The sequence below is a fragment of the Streptosporangium longisporum genome (assembly GCF_039534895.1).
In the GTDB taxonomy this organism is placed as follows: Bacteria; Actinomycetota; Actinomycetes; order Streptosporangiales; family Streptosporangiaceae; genus Streptosporangium; species Streptosporangium longisporum.
In genome coordinates, this window is sequence record NZ_BAAAWD010000006.1 from 832,939 (window position 1) to 856,598 (window position 23,660).

Consider the following 23,660-nt stretch of genomic DNA (forward strand, 5'->3'; position numbering starts at 1 on the left):
ACGGCGCGAGCTGCGCAGCTTGGTTCCACGCCCCCGGCACGCGGGGCAGGGGCGTGTCTCGCTGGTCTCGTCTGGCCGGGTCACCGTCGCCATCTCCTCGAATTTGATCCGCGTTTCCTGCGGCGGAAAGCGGGCTGACGTACCGTGTTGCTTGATGGCAAGTCCACCGGCAATTCAAGATCGTCAGGACCCCTAAACGCTCCCCCGAATTCCCCCTCTTGAGCCCCCAGCCGGGAGGAAGGCCCCAGATGCCCGACAACATCCCCAACGTCCAGCTCCGAGCGTGGCGGAATGAGCACCGGCTGACGCGCGCCGAACTGGCCCACCGGATCAACGCGACACCGATCGGCATCAAGGAGTCCCTGGCGTGTGATGAGGAGCGCATCCGACGTTGGGAGGCCGGAGAGGTCAGATGGCCTCATTCTCAGTACCGGATCGCCATCATCCAGTTGACCGGCCTTCAACCCGAAGACCTGGGATTCCGGCCGAACAGACGCGGGGCCGGCCAGCTCATCGAAGCCACCAGCATCATTCCCATGGACGCGTTGCGAGCCGAGGCCGACCTGTACGGCACCATGGAACTCGCCCAGCAGCTCCAGGCGTCCGACGTCGGAACCGGCACCCTCGAAGCCCTCGCCGAGGCCGTCGATCTGCTCTGCCGCGCCTATCCCGTCGTCTCGGCCGCCACGTTGCGTGACAGGACCCAGAAGCGTCTCGCCCAGGTCAACGGTCTACTCGGTGGACGGATCACCCTCGCCCAGCACCGCGAACTCCTGGTCATCACCGGATGGCTGACGGCCTTACTCGGATGCGTTCACTACGACCTCGGGGAGCGTGAGGAAGCCGAGACCGCTCGCCGCGCCGCCTACGAGATGGGCCGCCAGGTCGGCCACGGGGAACTCATGGGCTGGGCGCACGAGATGTCCGCGTGGTTCGCCCTGGTCGAGGGCCGCTACGAAGATGTCGTCACCTCTGCACGCATGGGCCAGGCTGTCGCCGGCCAATCCAGCGCTCAAGTCCAACTCACTCTTCAAGAGGCCCGCGGACTGGCCCGAATCGGCGACCGCCGCGAAGCTGACAAGGCCCTCACCCGAGGAGCCGATGCCCTAGCAAAGCTCCCGCTTCCTGGGAACCCGGATCATCACTTCGTGTTCGACCACGCCAAGTGGGTCTTCTATGCCGCCACCGCGTACACGTGGCTCGAAGACAACGACCGCGCCGAAGAGCATGCCCTTGAGACAATTCAGATGCATACTCGTCCGGACGGCACATCAAACGCCCCTATGCGAGTTGCTGATGCCCACATCGATTTAGGGATTGTCCATGCCCGACGCGGCAACCTAGATGCCGCCGTCGAAGAAGGCATAGCCGCCTTTGACATCGAACGGAAGTCTCTTACGGACCTCGTCAACCGCGCCGCAGACCTCGACCGCGTGCTACAGAAGCAGTATCGAAGGGAAACGCTTGCTGTGGAGTTCCATGAGCGTTTTGCCTCAGCACGTGCCGCGCTAGCGAATCGCCGGCCAGAACTCTTGGACTGACGTCTCAGCGTTAGATATCTTCACAAGTCGCGATGATGGTAAGTTGCGCCCAAAATTTCGGAGGAACAGTGGCGTTTGTAAATGATGATTTCTGGGGCAAACTTATCGTGGCGGGAGTAGCAGCTTTACTTGCATTCTTATCCTCCTATGTGTTTTGGTATCTCTCGAAGCAAAGAGAAGAACGCAAGCAGCTTTCATATGATTTAAATCAGCAGTTGGCGCTTCCTGCAGCAGCAGGCAGCTTAGCCGAGCCCGTGTCCGTAAAATACGACCAGACAGAAGTCTCCAATCTGTACTTTGTTACACTGTTTGTCGAAAATACAGGAAACCGCCTCGTTCAGAATCAGCGCATTCGAATGAACATCAAGGGCGCAAGGCTTCTTAAGTGGATTCTTGACCCCCTACCCGAACCCGAGTTTGGCGTAGTCACAGAAGGTGGAGAAGACGGAAGCGACCTGGTTCTTATCATTGGACACCTAGAGCGCCAACACACTGTGACGCTTAAAATGGCCCTATCCGCCGCCGAATCACCCAACATAAGGCTGATTCCACATAATGAGCAGGGCGGCGTAGAGTTTATTCCGCGTTCGATAAAAACCCGAGACGACGAGCTAGCGCCAATAAGTCGCGCACTTGCCATTGCTGCAGCAGCGCTTGTACTTCCTGGCATAGTACAACCGCTCCCGGGAGGCGAGTACATTGCTTTGACGCTGCAGCTAGCATTGATTATCTTTCTGCTGCCATATGCACCCAAATTCATTAGGGCTATTGCTTTACACATAACCACACGCGACAAGGCGCAGGGAATACCAACAAATCACGGACTATGGGTGTCCGACGGCTCGGTACACGTCGACTATATGACTATAGGCCCATCTAGCAATATCACCAAAAATCCCACAACAGGATCTAATCGCATACATCCGGGAATAATACTTCTACGAGACGCCATTATGCGGCACCTTGAAATCAGTCCGGAATTCTCTCATATTATAAAGCAACTCGCTAACGCGTCAAGAGAGATCCAATCGCCAAAACCCGATAATTCTCGCATTCAAGATTTGCTAGAAGAAATACAAGGAAAGTTCGCGGGATCACCTCAAGAGCAGTACGTATCCGGAATAGTGGCGACTATGCTAATGGAGTTCGCATCTTTGAAATAGCGAAGAGATACAAGAAGAGCTGCTGGCTATCTCCTCTGTTCGATCTTATGCCCGCGGTAACTCCACGGCTTAAAGTCGACTGCACTCCTCCACCGGTCAGCCCTTGCCCTGTGCATATCTTGCAGAATAGGACTGCAGAAACCGACACACTACTGTCAGGTTGATACCCCCACATCACCTAACCAAGTTCAGCTGTCGCGACCCGCTTGTCGCGACCCGCTTGTCTGCCGAATTGTTCTTGTAGATATCAAGGCGGCGCGGCGCGCCGCCGTACCCCCGGCCCTCCGCCCGCCCGCCGTCCGGGCGTGCGGCCTGGAGGCCGGTCCCGAACGGCGGCGGGACACCGGGCCGGGCACCACACGCTGGCCCCGCCGTACCAACCGAACGCGCCGACCAGGGTTGCCACGCCGCCACACAGATGCGGCTCTGCGATCGCCACTACATGGCTGGATGCTGTAGGTGCTTGGGGCAATCGAAGATCCAGGGTTCGTTCCTCATCCTGGCTCATCGCGAAAGCTGGCTTGTTACCGTTGCACCATGCAGTCTGGTGAAGCAGTGATTGCGACTTGCCTTTTGAAGGGCGTTCACAGGCGGTGAGGCATGAGAGGCGAAAAAACGAATTCCCAGCGTATTAGAGAGTGGACCACAGCCACTTAGGATGTACGGTCTCGGGCATTGGAAAAATCATTGGTACCATATCTTCATGCCGCACTGATCGGCATTTGTAAATCTTGGAATACGATCACGGAATTAAATCATGATTTTAGTTCTAATCATCGGCGCGCTTCAAAAAGCTCATAATGGTGTAGATGAGACCGTCTGTCCATTTAGGATCACCCTCCTCGTCTCCCTCCTCCTCATCGCTATAATCGCCGAAATTAAGGCCGCGGTCATCCATAATTTCACCGGCCCCCGGCCAGCGGTCATGAAAATTTGAGAAAATACTCATGTATTCAAGCGCGGACACGAGCTCTTCATCGTCAATCTCCTCATCAGGAGAACCAAATTCTTGAAGTTCCATCAGGTGGTCGGCCCGTGCTGCCGCTTGGTCATCAATATCATGCAGCACTCTCTCGTCCACGAACTCGGCCAGCCTGTGCGCATAGATAGCGGCTATAAATAGTCCTTTATTTCTGCGATCGCGATTAAATAGAGCCGTGAGGCCCTCCATAAGAACCGCCTTATGGTGCTTGCGAATGTGAGCATTCGGAGAATCAGCAACTTTTCTAATTAAATATGCGATATCTTCATGCTGTCCACCGTAGATGCAACCTTGCTTGCTAAGATAAGTTGCAACGTGCTCACCAAGACGAGTAAGGCCGAGCTTGTCAGAAATTTCGAGCGCTGTAGCTAGATGGCCAACTAGCTTGCGTGCGGAAATATTCGACGCCTCTAGAGTTGACAGTGCGGATTTTTCTATTTCGCAAGATAAGTGGCGCAGATCAATGCTGAAATAATTACTTGCGCAAGTGTTGGCGTCGGGATGGTAGAACCAAATGTTGGCGACCTGGTCGAACGAATGTGCATTAAGTAGAACGTTTCTCAGTAATCCAGTTTCGTCTCTCATTTTCCGGATAACGAAGTCATTTACAGAAGGGTTGCTGAACTCCACGTATTGGTGCGACTGCTCGTGGTATACCTTAATAAAAGTGCCATCGAGGATTTGGAGGCTGCGTCTGACCTGGGAAACATCCCAGTCCGCTCGGTGTAGGAGCGCTTCTCTTATTTCCTCAAGCAGCGAATCTCCTCCTAGAGAAAACAAGGTAGCTAGAAGAATTCTTTCCTTTTCCGTCAGTTGATTATCGAAGATATGCCTCCATACACGCGTCGGGTCATCCAAGCTAACTGATAGCTGTGTCGTGATGTCGCCCCAAGTGGGATCGTAAGGTCTACTTACTGACGGTTTCAGAATGAGGTTCGGAGTCGGCGCAGGCAGATGAGGCTGCATGCCAGATCGAGCAGACCTTGATGGAGATCGGCGCGGTGTTCGTAGCGGATGCGCAGCCGTTTGAACTGGTGTAGCCAGGCGAAGGTCCGCTCGACCACCCACCGGATGGTTCCCAGTCCTGAGCCGTGCGGGCTACCGCGTCGGGCGATGACCGGTTTGATCCCGCGTTTCCACAGGTGGCGGCGGTGGCTGGGGTAGTCGTAGCCGCGGTCGGCGTACAGCCGCCGGGGTTTGCGCCGAGGTCGGCCTCGTACACCGCGGATGGGCGGGATCGCCGCGAGCAAGGGGAGCATCTGGGTGACGTCGTGGCGGTTGCCGCCGGTCACCGACACTGCCAGCGGCGTGCCGTGCGCGTCGACGATCAGGTGGTGCTTGGAGCCGGGCCGGCCTCGGTCGACCGGCGACGGGCCGACGTGGTCCCCCCTTTGAGGGCGCGCACGTGCGATCCGTCGATGGCGGCATCATTCAGGTCGAGCAGGCCCGCGGCCCGCAATTCGTCCAGTAGTAGCTGGTGCAGGCGTGGCCACACGCCGGCCTCGGTCCAGTCGCGTAGTCGCCGCCAGCAGGTCACTCCCGAGCAGCCGATGGTCGAGGCCGGGACATCGCGCCAGGCCACGCCGGTGCGCAGCACGTAGACGATGCCGGCCAAGGCCATGCGGTCGTCGATCGGCCGCCGTCCTGGATGGTGTCGGCGGCGTGGTGGATGGGGCGGCAGGAGCGGAGCTATGCGCTCCCATAGATCATTTGGAACGAGGTCGGGGGAAGACACGCGGTTGAGTTTGTCCGCTTGAGTCTGCCGTCACCAGCCGACACACCGCTCATTTTGAAACGAGCTGTTAGGACATCGGATATGACCCGCGGGTTGAAGTTTATGTGATCAATAATCTTCCGATAACTCTCGGGCTGGGCGAGTTTCGCCTTCTCGACGGCTGGCCAGGTTGACCAAAATGTATGGTTGTAGAGAATCCTAGCTTTCGTCTCCCTGCTATATGAATCCAGGTCTACAACACAGGTAATTGGCTCAAAATTCTCACGATCAAGGCGTTCATAGCGGTTTTTGCCTTGAGCTAAAATGTAGCTGCGCGTTGTGCATATGAGTCTTTTGTGAGGATCTTTGCCAATTCTCTTCATTAGTGATATTAGTCGGGCATCCTCATTCTTGTATAGCTTATCTTCAAGAGTGCTCTGGCCGAGGAAGTCATCGTAGACAAATATTTGTTTAGCCTCGGACTCCCACATTCGATAAGCGTCCTCAATGTTTTCCGAGATCTCCACTAGTTCATAACCTGAGTATGCATAATGTGCGCTGAGTACTTGGGCTAGAGATGTCTTGCCCACTCCTGGGCCTCCAGTAATTATGCATGCGTGGTTCGCATCCAGCATCTTGAGTGCATGCCTATAGCTGCTAGAGGGGACATACGTCTTCAATGTTTCTTTTATCTCTTCAGCAAAATGCTCAGATCGCCACAAAATATTTTTTGAGATTGCAGCTTCAAGCATGTTGGCATCGCTGAGCCAAAGTCGCATGTATTTTCTTACTATATTCGGGCTATCTCCTATTATGGATAGAAGCTCATGAGCCCCATAGATGTCGCTTGGAGAGACTATAAATGGATCGAATGCTTTGTATAATTTATCTTTCGCATCTCTGGTCATTTCGACTGTAGATGCAATTATGTAACGTGTCGGATTAAGATTTCTCGCCTTGGGAAGTTCTTCATTTAACATATGTCGGACAAGCTTTGCCCTGCCGCTTTTCATCCAATGCTTGCATTGGATGATCACCTTGTCGCCATAACGATTCATGTATCTTAAATCAATACCGCCGTCACTTCCGGATGTGAAAATCTCCAGCCTGACATTAAGTAATTTCTCGAATACATCTTTGCAGAGACATTCGAAGTCGAAGTCCGTCAGCTTATGGAAGTCCATGAGGTCCATTTCGAATCCTCATTTCTTAGTTTGAGCGGCACGAGTGAGGTGTATGGCGAGGTTAGCACCATCTACTTGTATGCTACGGCTTGAAGCAGGATTCATCCCTATTGTGTACTAGAAGAGTCATTTGCTTCGACACCTACAGGTGAAGCGGGAAACATGACTAGCCGGTTCGGCCGGTTGGTCATGTGTGGAGCAGTCCGGGCAGGCCGGCTGCCTCTCCATGGGACAGCGTGCACATGATCAACAGACGCTTAAGGCGACCAACGCTCGTGAGCTACCGGCACTGTGCTTGGTATGTCCGATGATGTAATAGACAAGCCTTCGCAGGTGAGAGGGATGGTCTGTAGCTGCATCATCCTCAATGGGAACTGGGGAGTTCGGGGGATATTTGCGGGATAACCTTTGGTGATCAAGAGCGCATGAGGTGCTTCCGCCTGGGTGGTAGGGCATGGCCTAGTCAAGAACACGGTCCTCTTGAAAACCGCTGTGCCTCCGGCGGGGGCACTTCGGCTCCGGGATGATCGATGTTGCACCCCGAGGGCCGTAGGTAGCTGAGGTAGGAGCCGGATCTTCCCGTCTCCCTCGTCCCAGGCAAGCCCAACATCTCGACTCCTCCGGATCAAGGCCGTCTGTGATCGTTGGCATCCCATGATCGAGGAACGTCTACCGGCCGGCGTACACGCGAAGACGGCCTTGATCCTCCGTCCCCGAGCTGTTGCCCCTCCGGGGTGGGACGAGGCAGACGGGAAGATCCGGTGGAGGGGGCGTGTGCGTCCGCACGGGGTTCCCAGGCCGTGCCCGTTGCGTGCCCGTCAGCAGAGGGAGCAAGGGGAACTGACGGGGAATCACGGGCAACCGAAGCACTCCCCCGCAGGTCAGCATTTCGCCAGCTCAGCGCCCAGGTGGGTTAGAGACTTCCCAAGCTGACAGCGCGGGTTCGATTCCCGTCACCCGCTCCACGCTTCAAGGCCCAGGTCAGGGATGCGTTCCCGAGCCGGGCCTTCGTCGTTTCCAGGTTGTCCGATCTTCTCGGGCCATTGGCTCTCGTCGCTCCCACCGCTCCGTCATGCTCGTCATCGCGCGCGGCTCAGACCTTGATGACGGTGACGCGTCCGCCGCACAGGGCGGCAAGGTCCTCCGGGTCGGAGGTGAGAACCGTAACGGGGCCGGGGGCAGCGAGGGCGGTTGCGCTGAGCATCGCATCGATGGCGTACTTGTGCCCGTGCAGGCCGGCGCCAGCCAGAAGTGCGGCGGCGTGGCGGGCGATCGGTTCGGTGACCGGTTCAACGACAAGGCGGGACAGCGACCACTCCAGAGCCGGGCGGTTGATGCGGGGGTGGACCACTTCGACGAGGGTGGCGGCGGAGGTGATGACGCGGAGATCGTCGGCGCGGGCGAGGGTGAGCCATGTGGTGACCGTGCGGTCACGTAAGACGACTTTGGCCAGTCCCTCGCTGTCGAGGACCAGCGTGCCGCCGGGGGTGGCGAGAGAACGGGTCATGCAGTGTCCGCCCCACGGTGGGCCTGTCCCTGCCGGGCCTGGTTGAGTTGGTCGCGCAGTGCCTGGACTTCGTCGTCGGCAATGGGGCCATGCTCGGCCTCGGCGACCTGGATGAGTTCGCTGAGGTTGTCGCGCTCGATCTGGCGAGCGACGGCGGCGGCGACGTAGGCGGACAGACCGGAAGGGCCGCTCCGGGACCGTGCGGCCTCGGCGATGTCACGCGGCATGGTGATCGAGTACTTGCCGGTAGGCTCACTCATGCTCTCTATCCTACCTCTCATGCTACCGACGGCGATGGCCACGCCCAATGGGAGCTGAGCGCCAGGTCTGCCCTGCGTCCACTTCTCGCTTTTGGTTACTCGTCCAGGTCTCCTGGGCGGCGTTGATCACGTGCCGGATCCGTGCCAGAACAGACGGGGTTGCCGTTCGGGCAGTTCCAGCGGGCGATGGCGAAGGTGGACCGGTATCTCGCGGAGAGAGGTGGCCTGCCGGATGGCGATCAGGTCAAAAGTCCGCGTGATGGCGTCAGCGAGTTGAGGTTGCCCCTCGGGGAACGGTCCTGGCGGATCACGTTCTGGAGACCCGGAGGTAGGGCGATCGTTCTGCTCACGGTGTTTGCAAGACCCGCAACGGGCCACAGCATGATGACGTGGAGCGTGCGGTCAAAGCGAAGAAAACCTGCCGGCTCGAACACGACATGACCGTCGTCCACGTTTTCGACAGGAGATCGTGATGGCTGGACACAGCACGTGGAAGACCCTGAAGGCCAAACGGCTCATGGAAGCCGAGACCGAAGAGAACCCCGAGTACACACGAGCCGTCCGGGACATGACTCTCGGAGACAGGCTCCGTGAGGTGCGTGTGGCGAGGAACCTGACTCAGGCCGAGGTCGTCAAGCGAGCAGGGATCTCCCAGCCGGCTCTGTCGCGTATCGAACTGGGTGGTGGAGTACCGACGCTGGAGATGCTCGACCGGATCGGCAGAGCGATAGGTGTTCGGTTCACCATCTCCGTGGGAGACGACCAAGCGGAACAGATCGACCTCCTGGCCGGTTAGCCGAACGAAGCAGGCGGATCAACCACGCCATCAGCCAGGAACGCACAAGGAGTGACAGGGACCGCTCACCTGATGTGCCCCGACTCCACCGAACTCGGGGTACATCAACTCCACCGGACCCGGGGCAGACCACAAAGTCCACGAAACTCGGCGCGGTTCACTCGCCCCCTCTGATCCCCGTCCCCCGTTTCCCGGTTCGGGACGCCAAGGTCAGTAGATGATTCTCAGCCGACAGCGCGGGTCCGATCCCCGTCCCCCGCTCCACGCGCGAAGGCCCCGGTCGGGATGTAAATCCGGACCGGGGCCTTCGCCGCTTTGGGAATCGAAGGACACGCTTGTCCCTGAAGCGCTCCTTACCGGCCGGCCGGCGTGGACGTGCCTTCCGTCGGAGGTTCGATGTTCGCCGGAGGTTCGCCGTTCGGCGCGGGCTCGGCCGTGGCGGAGCGGTCGTAGATCCCGACGGCCCACCCTCCTGGTTGTTCGCCGATCTCGGCCAGCAGACGTTCGCGCACTTCGGGGTGCATCAGTTCGCGGGACTGGGCCGTCTCGTCACACCCCTTCGACTTCCAGATCGGCCGGCAGCCTGTGACGGCTTTCGCCACCTCCTTGACCGGGGCATCCGCCGGAAAGACCCAGACCTGCATGGACTGCGGACGCTTCAGCCAATCGGAGGGCGCCGAGAGCCGGTCGTGGTGTCCACCCACCCCCTCCCTGCAGCGTCCGGCCGTTCCGCCGCCCTCGCCGCTCTTGAGTTGATGTGAGGTGACGACCCAAGCCCGAGGATCGTCGCAGACCACCTTGTACCCGGTGAAGAAACTGCTCGGGGTGAAGGTCACCGTCCGGGTGACGCCTTCCGTCTTGAACCGCTGGGAATGAATGAGGGGAAGGTCGAATTTGTTGGCTCCCAGCACCACGGGAAACTTTTCGGGAAGCTTCGGTCCGGGGTCCACCTGGGCCGAGTCCGCGGAACGCTGGGCGACCATCGTCTCGGCCATCCCGGATGGCCCGGTCAGCAGACCGTTCACCAGTCCGACGGCGGCGACGGCGAAGGCCGCCGCCGTCCCGCCCGTCACCGCCCGCCGAATACGGCGCGTGCGGCGCCCCCGCTTCACGATCGCGTCGAGATGAACGGACGGTCCGTGGTGGGCCCGTTCCCCGCCGTGCTCGGTCAGGAGCTTTCGCAGTTCACTCTCGGTGTGCCTCATCGCTAAACCCTCTCCAGCTTCATGGTCTGCATGTCCGGATCGACGCGAAGACGGGTGAGTGCCCGGCTGAGCTGGCGCTTCACCGCCCCCGGTGAGCAACCGACGATGTCCGCGACCTGGGTGAGCGTCCGTCCCTCGAAGTAGTGCAGAACGATCACCGCACGTTGGCGCGGGGAAAGCGTGCCGATCGCACTCCACAACACGGCCTGGTCGTCCACCTCGGCGGACGTGTCGCGTGGATCGGCCGTTTCGGGGACGGTCGCGGCCGGCACCTCCCCGCGCCAGCGCCTTCGCCACCACGAGGCGTGGGTGTTCACGATGATCCGATAGACGTACGGGTCGGGGTTGCCCTCGACCCGCCGCCAGGCGAGCCAGGCCTTCGACAGTGCGGTCTGCACCAGATCCTCGGCTGTGCCCCAATCCTGGGTGAGGAGGTATGCCATCCGGCACAGCCGTAAGCGCCGGTGCGCCACATATTCGGCAAATCCATCGTCCATCCGTCATCTCCGTTTCGTTGCCCCGGCGATGACTACCGTCCGGGGGACGCGTTCGGATGACAGGTGCCACACACCAAGGAAAGACGGGAAGAGCCGGGCGGGGGTACGTGCGACGCGCGCAAGAGGTGTCAGGGCTCCCTGACACCTTAGGAGTGTGCTGTGACACCGCCTGACACCCTGGCCGAACTCGCTCGGTGTTCCTTCTGCGGAAAGCCGTCCACCGAGGTCGGCCAGGCTCTCGGAATCACCCGCCAATCCGCGTGGGAGCGCTTCTCCGGCGAGGAGTGACGCGATCCGGAGCGGCCGGCTTACGTCCGGGATCTTTCGTGCGGCATGATCCCGGCATGCCGTGACGAGGGCGGGCCGTTCCAGGCAGGCCTCTCACGATCGTCTGATGACGGCTGACCCCCGAGAGTGGCCGGGGACGGGTGGAGGGCGCCGGAAAGGCCACCTCCCGGCGGGAGGTGGCCTTCGCGGGGAAGAGCGGCGGTCAGGCTCGGGCGGTCACCAGGGTCACCGCGGTCTCCGAGTGGACGCCGGTCCCGTCCGTGCAGTGCGCCAGGTTCGCGCGTACGGCGGCCGTGAGGTCGGCGCGACGCGAACCGATGTACGGGCTGACCGCGGAGAAGTCGAACAGGCAGCAGATCGCGTCGGGCTCGCCGGGAACGGTGGCCGGCAGCGTCCACTCGCGGAGTTCGACGTCGACGAAACCGGCCTCCTTCGCCAGGGTGGCGACCTCGATCCCGGGCAGGGACCACGGTTCCTCGAAAAGATCCGCCCTGTCGGGGCCCAGGACGGTGGCGACGGCGTCGTACAGGGCACGGAAGAGCGGGTTGCGGTGCAGCGGCTGCCAGGTGGCGATCGCGATCCGCGCGCCGGGGCGGGCGGCCCGGCGCATCTCGGCCAGCGCCGCTCCGCGGTCGGGAACGAACTGCAGGACCTGCTGCATGGTGATCAGGTCGAACGCCTCGTCGGAGACGTGCAGCGGGGTGGCGCCGCATTCCACGTACTGGATGGGAGCGCCGTCGACGGAAGGTGATTCGACGGCGAGGGCGAGCATGGCGGGGTTGAGGTCGGTGCCGACCACCGCGCCGGTGGGGCCGACCGCCCTGGCCAGCACCCGTGCGACGGTGCCGGGGCCGGTGCCGATGTCGAGTGCCTTGGTACCGGGGGCCGGCGCCAGCGCCTCGACCAGGTGCTCCGCCCACGGCTGGAAGATCGACGGGAGCAGGATGTCCTTGTACGGCCGTACCTGGCCGACGTCGAAGGAGGTGTCCGCGGTCACGGCGGTCCTGGACCTCGTGGCCGTCTCCAGGGTCTCGGCGAGGACCTCGACCTCGTCGGGAGAGTTGTACAGGTAGAACGAGGCCCGGATCGCGGCGGGGACGCCGAACCTGCTGCACGCGAGCTGCGCGCAGTGGTTGCCGGACCGGACGGCGATGCCCGCCTCGTCCAGGCTCGCGCGCATGCGCTGCAGCGGGATGCCGTCCACCACGAACGACAGCAGCGGCAGCCGGTTCGCGGTGCCGGTCGGGCCGATGAAGCGGATGCCGGGCACGTCGCCGAGCCGGTCCAGGGCGTACTCGATCAGGGCCTGGTCATGGGCGGCGATCGCGTCCATGCCGATCCTGTTCAGGAAGTCGCAGGCGGCGCCGAGGCCGACGGCCTGCGCGACCGGGGGTGTGCCGGCCTCGAACTTGAGCGGGGGCGCGGCGTAGTGCATGGCGTCCACCGTGACGTTCTCGATCATCTCGCCGCCGCCGAGGAAGGGCGGGAGCGCTTCCAGGAGTTCGTACCTGCCCCACAGGGCGCCGATTCCGGTGGGTCCGCACATCTTGTGGCCGGAGAACGTGACGAAGTCGGCTCCCAGCGCGGTGACGTCGATGCCGAGGTGCGGGACCGACTGGGCCGCGTCGACGACCATCAGTGCGCCGACCTCGTGCGCGCGGGCGGCGATCGTCGCGACCGGGTTCACCGTGCCCAGGATGTTCGAGGCGTGCACGACCGCGACGACCTTGGTCCGCTCGTTGATCTTCTCGTTCAGGTCGGAGAGGTCCAGGCGGCCGTCGTCGGTGATGCCGAGATATCTGACCGTCGCCCCCACCCTCTCGGCCAGCAGCCGCCAGGGGATCAGGTTGGAGTGGTGCTCCATCTCGGTCAGGACGATCTCGTCGCCGGGGCCGACGCGGAGCCGTCCGTCCGCCCAGATGAACGAGTTGGCCAGCAGGTTGACGGCCTCGGTCGCGTTCTTGGTGAACACGATCTCCTCGGCCCGCGGTGCGCGCACGAACGCGGCGATCGTGCTTCGCGCCCCTTCGTACAGCTCTGTCGCCTGTACGGCCAGCCGGTACACGCCCCGGTGCACATTCGCGTTGGTGCGGATGTAGTAGTGGTTCAGCGCGTCCAGGACAACGGCGGGTTTCTGTGTGGTGGCGGCGCTGTCGAGGTATACGGGTGGGCGGGAACCGTCAGGGGCGGTTTCGAAAAACGGGAATTCCTTCCGAATCGACTCGACGTCGATCGCCATCGTGGTCTCCTCCTGCCGAATGGTGTAGCGGCAGTGTCGGCGGAGCCCGACCGGCTGAATCCAACTGGAGTTGCGTCATGGCGAACCCTTCAGTATAACCCACATTTCAGGGGGGTATGAATGGCAAGAAGTTGCCGTCGTTTCCGGCCACCGAGGGTCTCGAATTCCTCACCTAATGTGGCGGCATGGCCGGCGATTTCTTGGTTGACGGCGCGCGGATCATGGCCAGGCGCCGCTCGCGCGGCCTTACCCGGAGAATTCTGGCCGACCTGGTCGGCTGCAGTGAAGAATGGCTCCGCCTGGTCGAGAACGGGGTGAGACCCCTGGACCGGCTGTCGACCATCATGCGGATCGCCGAAGTGCTCCGCGTCGAGGATCTCTCCGAGCTCGTCGGCGGCCGGGCGAAACTCCCGCACGCCTGCGACCACGGCGAATTCGACGAGGTCGGGAACGCGCTGCTGCTGCCCGGCCGGTTCACCGGCGAGGCGCCCCAGAGCGTGCCGCGGGTACGGCGCCACGTGACGACGGCATGGGAGGTCTGGCAGCGCTCGCCCCATCGCTACACCGAGACGCGCCGCCGCCTGCCGGCACTGCTGTCGACGGCCGACCTGTCGGCCAGGGTCGCCACCGGCGCGGACCGGGAGGCCGGTACGGCCATCCTCACCCAGGCGTACCGGCTGGTCGCGGCGCTGCTGCGAAGCTGCGGCCAGCACGCGCTGGCCCTGGTCGCCGCCGATCGCGCGGTGGCCTCCTCGGCGGGCTCGGCGATCACCAAGGCCGAGCTGGCGGGCGTGCTCGTCTCGCTCGGCCGGTACGCCGACGCGCGCTGGCTGTGCCTGGCGGTGATCGACGACCGGCCCGAGTCGCCGGAGGTCACCGGGCTCTGCTACCTGACGGCCGCGCTCGCCGCCGCCGAGGAGAGCGACGTGCTGCGAACCGAGGAGCTGCTGAACCACGCCCGCAAGATCGGCGACCGGCTGGGCCCGGACTTCGCGCTGGAGGTGGACCTGCACCGGGTGGCGGTCGCGGTCCGGATGGGCCGGTACGCGCAGGCGATCCGCCTCGCGGCGGGCGTCGACGCCGACCGCCTCCCCGACAAGGACCGCCAGGCGCGGCACCTGCTGGCCGTGGCCACCGCGCACGCGATGGACGGCGACTCGGGCGCGGCCATGGCCCTGCTGTGGCGGATCGTCGAGAGCTGCCCGGAGGAACTGCGATTCAACGTGGACGCCGGACCGGTGCTGGCCCGGCTACGGGCGATGGACTGCGAGTCGACCCGGGGGGAACTGCGGGAGATGACCCGGATTACCGCTTGACCCATCGACGTCGGGGCACGGACGACGCGGTACGGGCGACCGGGTCCCGGCGCGGGCTGCCGGGGGTGATCGAGGTGCACACGCATCTCCCGCCGTCCTGGGCGATGGCGAAGCGCAGGCCTGTTTCGCGCGGGGCGGGGAGGCCCTCGGTCCTTGAGCGCTCTCGCCCGTACTTCGCCGACACGATCTGGCAGAACGATTCTCATGGATGGACGGTTCTCTACCATCAGGGAACCGTCGTTCAAGAACCCGGTGCCAACGACGCATAATCTTTCCCCGATGGTGTCGCCTGAGCTCAAGGGCGAATGCGGGCAATCGTCACCACGGGGTCGGGTTTCACTCATCGTCGACACCACGGGACTCACGGGAAGGAGAAATACCGTCTCTCACCCGCATCACAGCATTTCAAGAAACCCTGTACCGAAATTTTTCGAACCGGTGGCTCAGTACCGCCGTGCGGCGGTTGTGACGTACGGCTTGGATGGACTTCACCTATGACCGGGCTTCGCCGGCAGGCATCGTGAGTTCGCCGTGAACGAGAAGTACGGCTTCCTCTTCATTTCCCCGAACCTTCAGCCTGCGCTCCGCTGTCATGACACGCCCCCTGTTCCCGGTCAGGGAACAAGGGGTGTGTCTTCGGCCGACCGGGACGGATGTTCCGTCCTCGCCTTCCGCCTTGCCGGCCATGCCGTCCGCTCGTCGGTCCGGACGGCGATCACGTGACGCGGCTCAGTTGAAGGGATTGTCGTAGATGCCGCTGCTCTTGGTACGCGTCCTGTGCTGATATCCGTTGCTGCTGCTGAACCAGCCCGCGGTCACGTCGAAGCTGAGGTTGTAGACGGCGCTGCCGACGTTGACGTCGGCGCTGTACAGGGCCACCAGCTGGCACCCGGCAGCCGAGGTGTTACCGGTCCAGACCGGGGAGCCCGCGGGCGAGCCGTTGACCTTGATGGAGAAGTACGGCTGGGGATAGGAGCCGCTCTGCCAGCAGAGGTTCAGCGAGTAGCGGTACCTCGTGTTGGAATCGTCGAACGCGACGGTCCCTTCCAGGCGGGCCAGCTGCATTCCGGATCCGTCGTTGGCGGTCACCTGAACGTAGACCTGCTGATCCGGGCCGTACGCGGCATGGGCGGGTGTGACGGGCAGGAGAATCGCGGCCAATGCCGTGATGACGAGTGCGATCGGCGTCGTCAGGCGACGTCCCCGCGAGCGTTCGGTCAATTCACACCTCATCATTCAAAAGTGCTGGACCACCCGGAGGTTATAGAACAGATCTTGGACCGTCCAGCATGGCCATTCGAGGCCCGGCCTCAAAAACATCTCACGTATCATCGGTCACGCCACCCTTGTAACGAGCAGGAAATACACGGAGACGCGATCCACGAAACTTCAGCTTGACCACTGAAAGTTTCATTCTCAGCAGCCTCGACGGCTTGAATTGTCCTGACAAGGAGGCGGTCAGGACCTTGATCACGTGACAGACGCGTGCCGGCACAACGGAAGCCGAAAGAAGGGGTCGACCGGCCCGCCTGTCAGGAATGCCGAGGCGAACTCGTCCTTGGTCTGAAGCGGTCTCCGGCGGAACGTCCCGGCTTCAAGATGATCGCCAGGAGCATGCTCCCCACCACGGCCCACCGGTCATCGCAACAGGGACACGATCGTCCTGCCTGTCGCGAGCCAGGACCAACCGAGCACAGAGCACAAGTTAGATTGGCGAAAAACGGGACGATCGGGTGAGTAAGGTGCATGCGACGTAAACAGGGCTTTCGTTCTCAGACCGTGTCGTGAGAAGCTGCGCCGATGATCTGGAGCGGGACGTAGGAGTCGATGGTGAGCAGGAACTCACGACAGGAGATGCCACCGCCACCGAGCGACGCCGAGACGGCGGAGCACATGCGCAGCCTGGCCGGGCACTTCGTCGAGCACACACGTGAAGACGGATACTTCTTCGATTGGGACCCGGCGCTCATTCACCATCTTGACGCCTACTGCACCGAGTTCGCCGCCTCCGAACCGTCCCCCGAGGTCACCCACAGCGTGATCATGAGTGCGGGGGCGTACCTGGGCGAGATGATCGTCCGAAACAGCGACTGGGTATGGGCGTACTGCACCGTCGAGAACGCCGCCGCCGTGGAGAGCCCCCAGGGACTTCGAGGTTATCCACACAACAAGGTCGCCAAGCGGATCGACAACGGGACCGAGCATGACCTTCAGGCTTTCTTCACGTACGCCGTCACAGGCGAGGTACCGCACGGGACCACCGCCCGCGTCATCAGGCCTTCATGGTGGAAACGACTGAGGTCAAGAGCTTGATCGTCATGCCGTCGACTCCGGTGGCAGAGAGTCGTCTCTCAAGACGACGGCGCGGGTTCGATTCCCGTCGTCCCCTCGCCGCCCCTCACGCGAGCACCTCTGGCAGCAAGGTGAACGCCGGCACATGCAGAGGGCGGATGAGCGTGAAATCTCGTCGGTCGATCGTCACGATCCGCGTGACGCCCAGACGCTCGGCGATGGCGACCACGGACACGTCAGCCGGATCGAGCCGGGCGTCCCTGTAGAGCCGGACGAGTTCGGCCATCCGCCGCACGTCCGCAGGAAGCAGATCGACCAGTTCGAACTCTTCGGTCACAAGATCAAGGAACTGGGCGTGTACGGCAGGGCCCATATGCCGGTTGATCGTCCAACCGGCCTCAATCAAGATCGTCGTTGGAAGAAGCAGGGTCCTTCCAGTTCTTCAATACGACTGGATCGCCGCCACCGGGCGTGCCGCCGTACGGAGGCGACGACCTTGCCGAGACGGTCGACCGGCCCGGCCGGGACCCGGTGCGGTGTCAGTGGTCCGGCGGCTCGTGCCGGTCGATGTGGGCGCGGAACCAGTCGAGCGCGAAGCGGTGTGAGGCGATGCCGTAGTCGAGCGTCGCGCGCTGGTGGGTGGCGAGGTCGTGGTGCTCCTCGGGAACGTCCGGGGTGCCGAGGTGCTCGTCGAGGGCCGAGAGGGTGGCGAGGTCGGCCTCGATGCGCGCCGTGATGCGGCGGAGCGCCGGTACGCGTTCGGCCGGCTCCAGCAGGCCGAGGAAGTAGAGCCTGGACAGCGCCGCGGTCTCCAGGTCGGGCCCGGTCAGGTCCCCGGTCATCCACGCGTGGAACTCCTGGCGACCGGCGTCGGTCAGGCGGTACACCTTCCGTCCCCGGCCTGCCGCCTCGACGCTGGCGACCTCGATGAGCCCTCGCGTGAGCAGGGTGTCCAGCGCACGTTTGATGCTGCCGGAGCTGGCGCTGTAGAAGAGCGCGATGCCGGCCTCGAATCCCTTGATGAGGTCGTAGAAGGTCTGCGGGGCGATCAGGAGCAGACCGAGGATCACGTGGGCCACCGGTCGAGTCTATTGACTCTCATAGACATGTCTATTAGACATGTCATCACCCCCGAGAGGTGATGCTCATGGTCACGGCGGCCGTCACCGATGCCGACCGGCCCCGCCCCGGCCGGTGGAGGGCGTGGCCCCGGGGGCACCTCGAGAAGACGCAGACAGGGGACGTTCACGTGACATCGCCGCTCGCCACGACCCTCGCCCACGACAATCGCGTTCCCGACGACGTCAACGCGCGGTTCACGCGCCTGCTGGAGAGCCTCGTCGCGCACCGCGGCGTACACCACGCCAACGTCGCCGTCACAAGCGGTGACGGGGAACAGCGCTGGTCCGCCGCCGCCGGGCCCGCCGACGCCGACGGTCACCCGCCGCGTCCCGACACCCCGTTCTTCATCGCGAGCGTCACCAAGCGTTTCATCGTCACGCTGGTGCTGCAGGCGTACGAGCGCTACGAGCTCGAACTGGCGGCGCCGATCGGCGACTATCTGCCTGCGGAGACGATCGGCGGGCTCCATGTCCTCAGGGGGGTCGACCGGACGTCCGCGATCACGGTGCGCCACCTCGCGAGTCACACGTCCGGACTGCCGGACCACTTCGAGAAGCGCGGTGAGGGCCCCAGCCTGCACGAGCGCCTCGTCGCCGGTCAGGACGTGGCCTGGACCTTCGAGGACACGATGCGGGCCACACGCGAGCAGCGCCCGCACTTCGAGCCGCAGGACCTCACGGCCGCCCGGCAGAAGGCCCGCTACTCCGACACCGGTTTCCAGCTGCTCATCCGCATCATGGAGACGGTGACCGGCCGGCCGTTCGCCGAGCTGCTGACCGAACGGATCCTCGGTCCGCTCGGCCTCATGCACACCTGGCTCCCGGGACATCGCCCGCCGGATCCCGCGACCGCGGCGCCCTCACCGCTTCATGCGAAGCAGCGCCGTGTGGAGCTGACCTCGATGATCGAGTCCTCAAACGACCTGTTCAGCACCACCGACGATCTTCTCGTCTTCCAGCGGGCGCTGCTCGACGGAGACCTCTTCGATGACGCCTGCTCACTGGAACTGCTCACCGAGCGGCGCAACCGGCTGCGCGACATCCCCATCCTCCGGTACGGACTGGGCACCATGTTCTTCCGGGTCGGCCGGCTCATGTCGTCGGGGCGCCCTCCCGTCACGCTCGTCGGGCACTCGGGAGTCACCGGGACCTGGCTCTTCCACTGTCCTGAGCTCGACCTGCACCTGGCCGGCACCGTCGACCAGGTGCAGGGGCAGGCCGTCCCCTTCCGGTTCATGGCACGCTGCCTGGACGCCTGGCGGAGGTGAGGAGGAAAAAGTCCCTTCCTTTCTCGCGCTCGTCGTGTGTCCCTCAGAAGGCAGGCGCGGGCACCCGGAGCACTTTCCCGCGGGTCACGCGGTGGCGCTCGGTGGCCTGCCGCCGAAGCGCCAGAAATGCACCTCCGTACGGCCGTCCCCGGCCGGCAGCATCGCCGCGGCGGCCTGCGGGTCCGGCGCCTCCACCATGGCCGCCCGGCCGAGCCGCGCCTCGCCGTCGAGCGTGAGCAGCTCGCCGTACACGATCATGTGTTTCGACGGGACCGGTACGGGGGCGGAGTCGCCCGTGGTGATCACCAGGAACCGGCCGTAGCCGTCGACGGCCTCGGTGAAGTCCCACATGGTGCGGCCCTGGGGGGTGCGGAAACGGCACAGCAGCACCGACTCGAAGACCCCGGCGCGGTAGTACGGCTCCTCGTGGGCGAACCTGCGGGCGGCCTCGGCGTCCGGGAGGTCGACGATGTGCAGGCTGCCCGTGGACTCGGCGTCGTCGCCGTCGCCGCTCAGTGTGGGTCCGCGGGCGATCAGGAGCCTCCCGTACCCGTCCATGAAGGACCAGTGGTCGTCGTTCAGGCTCATCTTGAGGTCGAAGGCGCCGGGGCGGTCGCGGCCGTACACGAAGTACTCCATGGCCGGTCAGGCTAGATGATCGCGGCGCCGGGAATGACAGGTGGGAGGGGAAGGTTGGTGGTCGCCATGACAACCATCGGATTCATCGGCAGCGGGAACATCGGCGGCACGGTCGCCCGGCTCGCCGTCGCGGCCGGCCATGACGTGGTGCTGAGCAACTCCCGAGGTCCCGAGACGCTGAGGGAACTGGTCGGCGAGCTCGGTCCCGGGGCCCGCGCCGCGACCTCCGCCGAGGCCGCCGAGGCGGGTGACCTGGTGGTCGTCAGCGTTCCGCTGCGGGCCTACCGCGACGTTCCGGTGGAGCCGCTCGCGGGCAAGGTCGTGCTGGACACCAACAACTACTATCCCGGGCGGGACGGGAACATCCCGGAGCTCGACGACGCGTCCACCACGACCGGTGAGCTGCTGCAGCGGCACCTGACGACGTCCAGGGTCGTCAAGGTGTTCAACAACATCTACTTCGGGCACCTGCGGGCGCTGGCCAGGCTCTCGGGCGCGGCGGACCGCAGCGCCCTGGCGATCGCGGGCGACGACGCCGACGCGAAGGAAAAGGCGACCGCGTTCCTCGACCGCATCGGGTACGACGCCGTGGACGCGGGAATGCTCGCGGACGGGTGGCGTTTCCAGCCCGGGACCCCGGCGTACGGCCTCGTCTACGGGGGAGACACCGAGAACTTCCGGGAGTCCCCGGGAGTCCCCGTCGACGCCGCGACGCTCCGCGCGAAGCTGGACGACGCCCGGCGCTGACGCCCGGACCGGCCGATGTCGAGAACCGCGACGTGGCTTCTACCACCTTCCGAGGACGCCGTCCGGCTCCAGGAAGAAGTGCATCGTGACCCTCACACCTCCCTCGCCCCCGCAGGACGACCGGCGCACGGCCGTACCGGCGGAGCGGTCGTTCCCGGCCCGCGCCGCCGACGTCTCGTCGATCGCGGGCATCGCGTTCCTGCTCCTGCTCGCCCTGCTCCACCTCATCCGTCCCGACGTCTCGACGAGCTGGCAGACGACCAGCGAGTACGCGCTCGGCGACCTCGGGTGGCTCATGACGGTGGCGTTCCTGCTGTCCGCGACCGGCTACGGGGCCCTGGCGATCGCCCTCCTCGCCCGGCCCCGGCGGCTCCCCGCCCGGATCGGCGCGGTCGTCCTGGCGGTCGTGGCCGCCGGCACGGTCGCCGGCGGCGTCTTCGTCACCGATCCCCTGGGCACCCCGCAGGATCAGCTGTCCACCAGCGGCACGCTGCACGGGCTCGGTGCCGGCCTCGCGCTGATGTTCCTCCCGGTCGCGGCGCTGCTGATCACCTTCGGGCTCGCCCGTGACGGCTCGTTCTCCACCGTCAGGCGCGGACTGTGGTGGAGCGCGGCGCTGCCCGCGGCGGCGCTGGTCATGTTCATGGTCGCCCAGGCCGTCCTGCTCGGGGCCGGTGACGGTGGCTTCGGCCCCGACGTCCCGATCGGATGGCCGGAGCGGATCCTCGTCCTCGCGTACGCCGCGTGGCAGATCGTCGTGGCGCGGATCGTCTCGCGCCGGACCGTGCGGTGAGACGGGACGCCTCCGCAGGCACGCGGCCGGTGTTCCCGTGATCTCACGGGCCTCTCAGCGGATCGCGGCGATGCGGGCGACGGCCTCGGTGAGGGTCTGCGGGGAGCAGCCGAAGTTCAGCCTGGCGAACCCGGCGCCCGCGGAGCCGTAGCGGTGCCCGGCGTTCAGGGCGACCCGGGCGGCGTCGAGGATGTGCGCGGCGGGGTCGTCGCCCCAGCCGAGGGCCCGGAGGTCGATCCAGGCCAGGAAGCCCGCCTGCGGTGGTCCGTAACGGGCCTCGGGGAGCGACTCCGCCAGCAGCTCGCCCAGCAGCCTCCGGTTGTGGTCGAGGATGCCGAGGGCCCCGGCGAGCCATCGGTCACCCTCGTCGAACGCGGCCACCGTGGCGATCACCCCGAGGTGACCGGTGCGGTAGAGGGAGTGCGCGGGCAGGCGGTCGACGTACCGCCTGGGCGCCGGGTCCGCGGTGACGACGACGGCCGCCTTGAGCCCGGCCAGGTTCCAGCCCTTGCTCGCGGACAGGAACGAGAACCCCCGGCGCCTGGCCGCGTCCGACACCTCCAGGAACGGGACGAACTCGGCCCCTGGGAGGACGAGGGGGGCGTGGATCTCGTCGGACAGCACGTGGACGCCGTACCTGTCGGCCAGCCCGGCGAGCGCGACCAGGTCCTCGCGAGGGTGGACGAGCCCGACGGGGTTGTGCGGGTTGCACAGCAGGTACGCCGTGGCGCGGTCGGCGAAGGCGCGTTCCAGGGCCTCCAGGTCGAGCCGCCATCCCCGCGGCCCTTCGGCCAGCGGCGCCTCGACGACCTGGGCTCCGACCTCGCGCACCCACCAGGCGAACGGCTCGTACACCGGCGGGCTGATCACCACGCGGTCCCCGGGACCGGTGACGCGGCGCAGGACCTCGACGATGCCGATCCCGACGTCGGCGACGGTGCGCACGCCGTCGGTGTCGATCTTCCAGTCCCAGGTACGCCGGGCGTAGCCGCTGACCGCGTCCGCGAGGTCACGGGTCGGTGCCGCGTAGCCGGTGTCCGACCGGTCGACCGCCTCACGCAGGGCCCTGGCGATCGGCTCGGCCAGGGGGAAATCCATCTCCGCCACCGGCAGGGGCAGGACGTCGTCGGGGAAGGTCCGCCATTTCGCGCTGCGGCGCCTGCGCAGCTCCGCCAGGGAGGGAATCGCGAGATCGTCCATGATGAGGGCTCCTGAAGACCGTGCGGAAAGGGGTGACGGGCTCTTCGGGACCCGTCCCCTCGATGATCGGTTCCGCGTACGGCGTCCCGCTTCCGATAAAATGACAATTGATGTCGGAAATCCGCCACACCCCGGTCGCGATGACGGGACTGCGTCCCCTGGCCGCCGGTGCCGGGATCGACGCGCACCGCCACGACGAGAACCAGATCGTCTACGCCGGTCGCGGCGTGCTGTCCGTCACCACCGACGCGGGGATCTGGGTCGCCCCCGCCACCCGGGCCATCTGGATCCCCGCCGGGGCCGTCCACGAGCATCGCGCCTACGGGGACACCGTCCTGCACCTGGTGGGACTGCCGGTGGAGGACAACCCGCTGGGCCTGGACCGGCCCGCGGTCATCGGCGTCGACCCGCTGCTGCGCGAGCTGATCATCGCCTACACCGGGCGGTCCGACGGCCCGGCCGCCGAGCGGCTCCGCCTGCGGGCCGTCCTGCTCGACCGGCTCCGCCGTTCCACGCAGCAGCCCGTCCACGTGCCGGCCGCCAGGGATCCGCGTCTGGCCGCGGTGTGCGCCGTCCTGCGCGACGATCCGGCCGACGATCGGACCCTGGCACGGCTCGGCGCCGAGGCCGGCGTCAGCGACCGTACCCTGAGCCGGCCCTGCAGGGCCGAGTTCGGGATGAGCTTCCCGCAGTGGCGCACCCAGGTGCGCCTGCACCACGCCCTGCGGCTACTGGCCGAGGACGTCCCGGTCACGGTCGTCGCGTCCCGGTGCGGCTGGGCCTCCAGCAGCGCCTTCATCGACGTCTTCCGCCGCGCCTTCGGCCACACCCCCGGCACCCACCGCGCGCACCGCTGAGGAAGGGCGGCCCCGGACGTCGGGCCGGTCCGCAGGCCGCGTCCTCCCGCC

General features: G+C 64.5%; 22 protein-coding genes. 9 read left to right on the top strand and 13 right to left on the bottom strand.

What is annotated here, in order from left to right:
• The first annotated feature begins 248 nt into the window (after positions 1-248).
• Both ABD832_RS07775 and ABD832_RS07780 read left to right on the top strand, forming a co-directional pair.
• Positions 249-1,541: an NsdA family TPR-like regulatory protein gene (locus ABD832_RS07775; protein ID WP_344890455.1), complete on the top strand. Its 1,293-nt coding sequence runs from the start codon at positions 249-251 to the stop codon at positions 1,539-1,541.
• Between the two features lie 68 nt (positions 1,542-1,609).
• Complete coding sequence (locus ABD832_RS07780; RefSeq protein WP_344890458.1) at positions 1,610-2,704, top strand: hypothetical protein; 1,095 nt, start codon at positions 1,610-1,612, stop codon at positions 2,702-2,704.
• 769 nt (positions 2,705-3,473) lie between these two features.
• Here the strand turns inward: ABD832_RS07780 and ABD832_RS07785 are convergent.
• The 5 genes from ABD832_RS07785 to ABD832_RS07805 form a co-directional block, all read right to left on the bottom strand.
• Positions 3,474-4,652 (bottom strand): hypothetical protein, encoded by a 1,179-nt coding sequence (locus tag ABD832_RS07785; RefSeq protein ID WP_344890461.1) that lies wholly within the window; start codon positions 4,650-4,652, stop codon positions 3,474-3,476.
• Positions 4,610-5,421, bottom strand: a protein-coding gene (locus tag ABD832_RS07790; RefSeq protein ID WP_344890464.1) for an IS5 family transposase whose coding sequence is annotated in 2 segments (ribosomal slippage) — positions 4,610-5,079 and positions 5,079-5,421 — 813 coding nt in all. Because the reading frame shifts where the segments join, the coding sequence is not laid out codon by codon here. The genes ABD832_RS07785 and ABD832_RS07790 overlap by 43 nt, the downstream gene beginning before the upstream one ends.
• Entirely contained in the window at positions 5,376-6,593 is a 1,218-nt protein-coding gene (locus ABD832_RS07795) for an nSTAND3 domain-containing NTPase (RefSeq protein WP_344890466.1), read from the bottom strand. The genes ABD832_RS07790 and ABD832_RS07795 overlap by 46 nt, the downstream gene beginning before the upstream one ends.
• Positions 6,594-7,677: 1,084 nt before the next feature.
• Positions 7,678-8,091, bottom strand: coding sequence for a PIN domain-containing protein (locus ABD832_RS07800; RefSeq protein ID WP_344890469.1), 414 nt, complete (start codon positions 8,089-8,091; stop codon positions 7,678-7,680).
• Positions 8,088-8,351 carry a CopG family transcriptional regulator gene (locus ABD832_RS07805; protein ID WP_344890472.1) on the bottom strand — a complete coding sequence of 88 codons (264 nt, stop codon included), beginning with the start codon at positions 8,349-8,351 and terminating at the stop codon, positions 8,088-8,090. The genes ABD832_RS07800 and ABD832_RS07805 overlap by 4 nt, the downstream gene beginning before the upstream one ends.
• A gap of 472 nt (positions 8,352-8,823) precedes the next feature.
• Between ABD832_RS07805 and ABD832_RS07810 the strand changes: the two genes are divergently transcribed.
• Positions 8,824-9,147 (top strand): helix-turn-helix domain-containing protein, encoded by a 324-nt coding sequence (locus tag ABD832_RS07810; RefSeq protein ID WP_344890475.1) that lies wholly within the window; start codon positions 8,824-8,826, stop codon positions 9,145-9,147.
• A gap of 353 nt (positions 9,148-9,500) precedes the next feature.
• On the opposite strand, the gene ABD832_RS07815 is transcribed toward ABD832_RS07810, so the two are convergent.
• From ABD832_RS07815 to ABD832_RS07825, 3 genes are all read right to left on the bottom strand, one after another.
• On the bottom strand, positions 9,501-10,352 hold the full coding sequence (locus ABD832_RS07815) for a hypothetical protein (RefSeq protein ID WP_344890478.1): 852 nt from the start codon (positions 10,350-10,352) through the stop codon (positions 9,501-9,503).
• Between the two features lie 2 nt (positions 10,353-10,354).
• Positions 10,355-10,849 carry a SigE family RNA polymerase sigma factor gene (locus tag ABD832_RS07820; protein WP_344890481.1) on the bottom strand — a complete coding sequence of 165 codons (495 nt, stop codon included), beginning with the start codon at positions 10,847-10,849 and terminating at the stop codon, positions 10,355-10,357.
• Between the two features lie 490 nt (positions 10,850-11,339).
• Positions 11,340-13,376 (bottom strand): SufS family cysteine desulfurase, encoded by a 2,037-nt coding sequence (locus ABD832_RS07825; protein WP_344890483.1) that lies wholly within the window; start codon positions 13,374-13,376, stop codon positions 11,340-11,342.
• A 185-nt stretch (positions 13,377-13,561) separates the two neighbouring features.
• Here ABD832_RS07825 and ABD832_RS07830 point away from each other — a divergent pair, with 185 nt between their 5' ends.
• The gene (locus tag ABD832_RS07830; protein WP_344890486.1) at positions 13,562-14,692 is read left to right on the top strand and encodes a helix-turn-helix domain-containing protein; all 1,131 of its coding nucleotides are present in this window, start codon (positions 13,562-13,564) and stop codon (positions 14,690-14,692) included.
• 729 nt (positions 14,693-15,421) lie between these two features.
• Here the strand turns inward: ABD832_RS07830 and ABD832_RS07835 are convergent.
• Positions 15,422-15,853 (bottom strand): hypothetical protein, encoded by a 432-nt coding sequence (locus ABD832_RS07835; protein WP_344890489.1) that lies wholly within the window; start codon positions 15,851-15,853, stop codon positions 15,422-15,424.
• A gap of 666 nt (positions 15,854-16,519) precedes the next feature.
• Here ABD832_RS07835 and ABD832_RS07840 point away from each other — a divergent pair.
• Positions 16,520-17,005 (top strand): hypothetical protein, encoded by a 486-nt coding sequence (locus tag ABD832_RS07840; protein ID WP_344890492.1) that lies wholly within the window; start codon positions 16,520-16,522, stop codon positions 17,003-17,005.
• 85 nt (positions 17,006-17,090) lie between these two features.
• On the opposite strand, the gene ABD832_RS07845 is transcribed toward ABD832_RS07840, so the two are convergent.
• Together ABD832_RS07845 and ABD832_RS07850 are read right to left on the bottom strand one after the other, a co-directional pair.
• Entirely contained in the window at positions 17,091-17,411 is a 321-nt protein-coding gene (locus ABD832_RS07845) for a PIN domain-containing protein (RefSeq protein ID WP_344893378.1), read from the bottom strand.
• Between the two features lie 112 nt (positions 17,412-17,523).
• Positions 17,524-18,063, bottom strand: coding sequence for a PadR family transcriptional regulator (locus tag ABD832_RS07850; RefSeq protein ID WP_344890494.1), 540 nt, complete (start codon positions 18,061-18,063; stop codon positions 17,524-17,526).
• 170 nt (positions 18,064-18,233) lie between these two features.
• On the opposite strand from ABD832_RS07850, the gene ABD832_RS07855 reads away from it, so the two are divergent.
• A complete protein-coding gene (locus ABD832_RS07855) occupies positions 18,234-19,373 on the top strand; it encodes a serine hydrolase domain-containing protein (RefSeq protein ID WP_344890497.1) in 1,140 nt (379 codons plus the stop codon).
• A gap of 84 nt (positions 19,374-19,457) precedes the next feature.
• On the opposite strand, the gene ABD832_RS07860 is transcribed toward ABD832_RS07855, so the two are convergent.
• Complete coding sequence (locus ABD832_RS07860; protein WP_344890500.1) at positions 19,458-20,012, bottom strand: YciI family protein; 555 nt, start codon at positions 20,010-20,012, stop codon at positions 19,458-19,460.
• Between the two features lie 66 nt (positions 20,013-20,078).
• On the opposite strand from ABD832_RS07860, the gene ABD832_RS07865 reads away from it, so the two are divergent.
• Both ABD832_RS07865 and ABD832_RS07870 read left to right on the top strand, forming a co-directional pair.
• On the top strand, positions 20,079-20,759 hold the full coding sequence (locus ABD832_RS07865; RefSeq protein ID WP_344890503.1) for an NADPH-dependent F420 reductase: 681 nt from the start codon (positions 20,079-20,081) through the stop codon (positions 20,757-20,759).
• Positions 20,760-20,844: 85 nt separating this feature from the next.
• On the top strand, positions 20,845-21,552 hold the full coding sequence (locus tag ABD832_RS07870; RefSeq protein ID WP_344890505.1) for a DUF998 domain-containing protein: 708 nt from the start codon (positions 20,845-20,847) through the stop codon (positions 21,550-21,552).
• A gap of 54 nt (positions 21,553-21,606) precedes the next feature.
• Here the strand turns inward: ABD832_RS07870 and ABD832_RS07875 are convergent, their stop codons facing one another.
• Positions 21,607-22,752, bottom strand: coding sequence for a MalY/PatB family protein (locus ABD832_RS07875; protein ID WP_344890508.1), 1,146 nt, complete (start codon positions 22,750-22,752; stop codon positions 21,607-21,609).
• Positions 22,753-22,862: 110 nt separating this feature from the next.
• Here ABD832_RS07875 and ABD832_RS07880 point away from each other — a divergent pair, with 110 nt between their 5' ends.
• Positions 22,863-23,609 (top strand): helix-turn-helix transcriptional regulator, encoded by a 747-nt coding sequence (locus tag ABD832_RS07880; RefSeq protein ID WP_344890511.1) that lies wholly within the window; start codon positions 22,863-22,865, stop codon positions 23,607-23,609.
• Positions 23,610-23,660: the final 51 nt, after the last annotated feature.

Coding starts and splice junctions, on each gene's coding strand:
- ABD832_RS07775 (WP_344890455.1), top strand. CDS start 249: ATGCCCGACAACATCCCCAACGTCCAGCTCCGAGCGTGGCGGAATGAG.
- ABD832_RS07785 (WP_344890461.1), bottom strand. CDS start 4,652: ATGCAGCCTCATCTGCCTGCGCCGACTCCGAACCTCATTCTGAAACCG.
- ABD832_RS07795 (WP_344890466.1), bottom strand. CDS start 6,593: ATGGACCTCATGGACTTCCATAAGCTGACGGACTTCGACTTCGAATGT.
- ABD832_RS07800 (WP_344890469.1), bottom strand. CDS start 8,091: ATGACCCGTTCTCTCGCCACCCCCGGCGGCACGCTGGTCCTCGACAGC.
- ABD832_RS07805 (WP_344890472.1), bottom strand. CDS start 8,351: ATGAGTGAGCCTACCGGCAAGTACTCGATCACCATGCCGCGTGACATC.
- ABD832_RS07810 (WP_344890475.1), top strand. CDS start 8,824: ATGGCTGGACACAGCACGTGGAAGACCCTGAAGGCCAAACGGCTCATG.
- ABD832_RS07815 (WP_344890478.1), bottom strand. CDS start 10,352: ATGAGGCACACCGAGAGTGAACTGCGAAAGCTCCTGACCGAGCACGGC.
- ABD832_RS07820 (WP_344890481.1), bottom strand. CDS start 10,849: ATGGACGATGGATTTGCCGAATATGTGGCGCACCGGCGCTTACGGCTG.
- ABD832_RS07825 (WP_344890483.1), bottom strand. CDS start 13,376: ATGGCGATCGACGTCGAGTCGATTCGGAAGGAATTCCCGTTTTTCGAA.
- ABD832_RS07830 (WP_344890486.1), top strand. CDS start 13,562: ATGGCCGGCGATTTCTTGGTTGACGGCGCGCGGATCATGGCCAGGCGC.
- ABD832_RS07840 (WP_344890492.1), top strand. CDS start 16,520: ATGGTGAGCAGGAACTCACGACAGGAGATGCCACCGCCACCGAGCGAC.
- ABD832_RS07860 (WP_344890500.1), bottom strand. CDS start 20,012: ATGGAGTACTTCGTGTACGGCCGCGACCGCCCCGGCGCCTTCGACCTC.
- ABD832_RS07865 (WP_344890503.1), top strand. CDS start 20,079: ATGACAACCATCGGATTCATCGGCAGCGGGAACATCGGCGGCACGGTC.
- ABD832_RS07875 (WP_344890508.1), bottom strand. CDS start 22,752: ATGGACGATCTCGCGATTCCCTCCCTGGCGGAGCTGCGCAGGCGCCGC.
- ABD832_RS07880 (WP_344890511.1), top strand. CDS start 22,863: ATGTCGGAAATCCGCCACACCCCGGTCGCGATGACGGGACTGCGTCCC.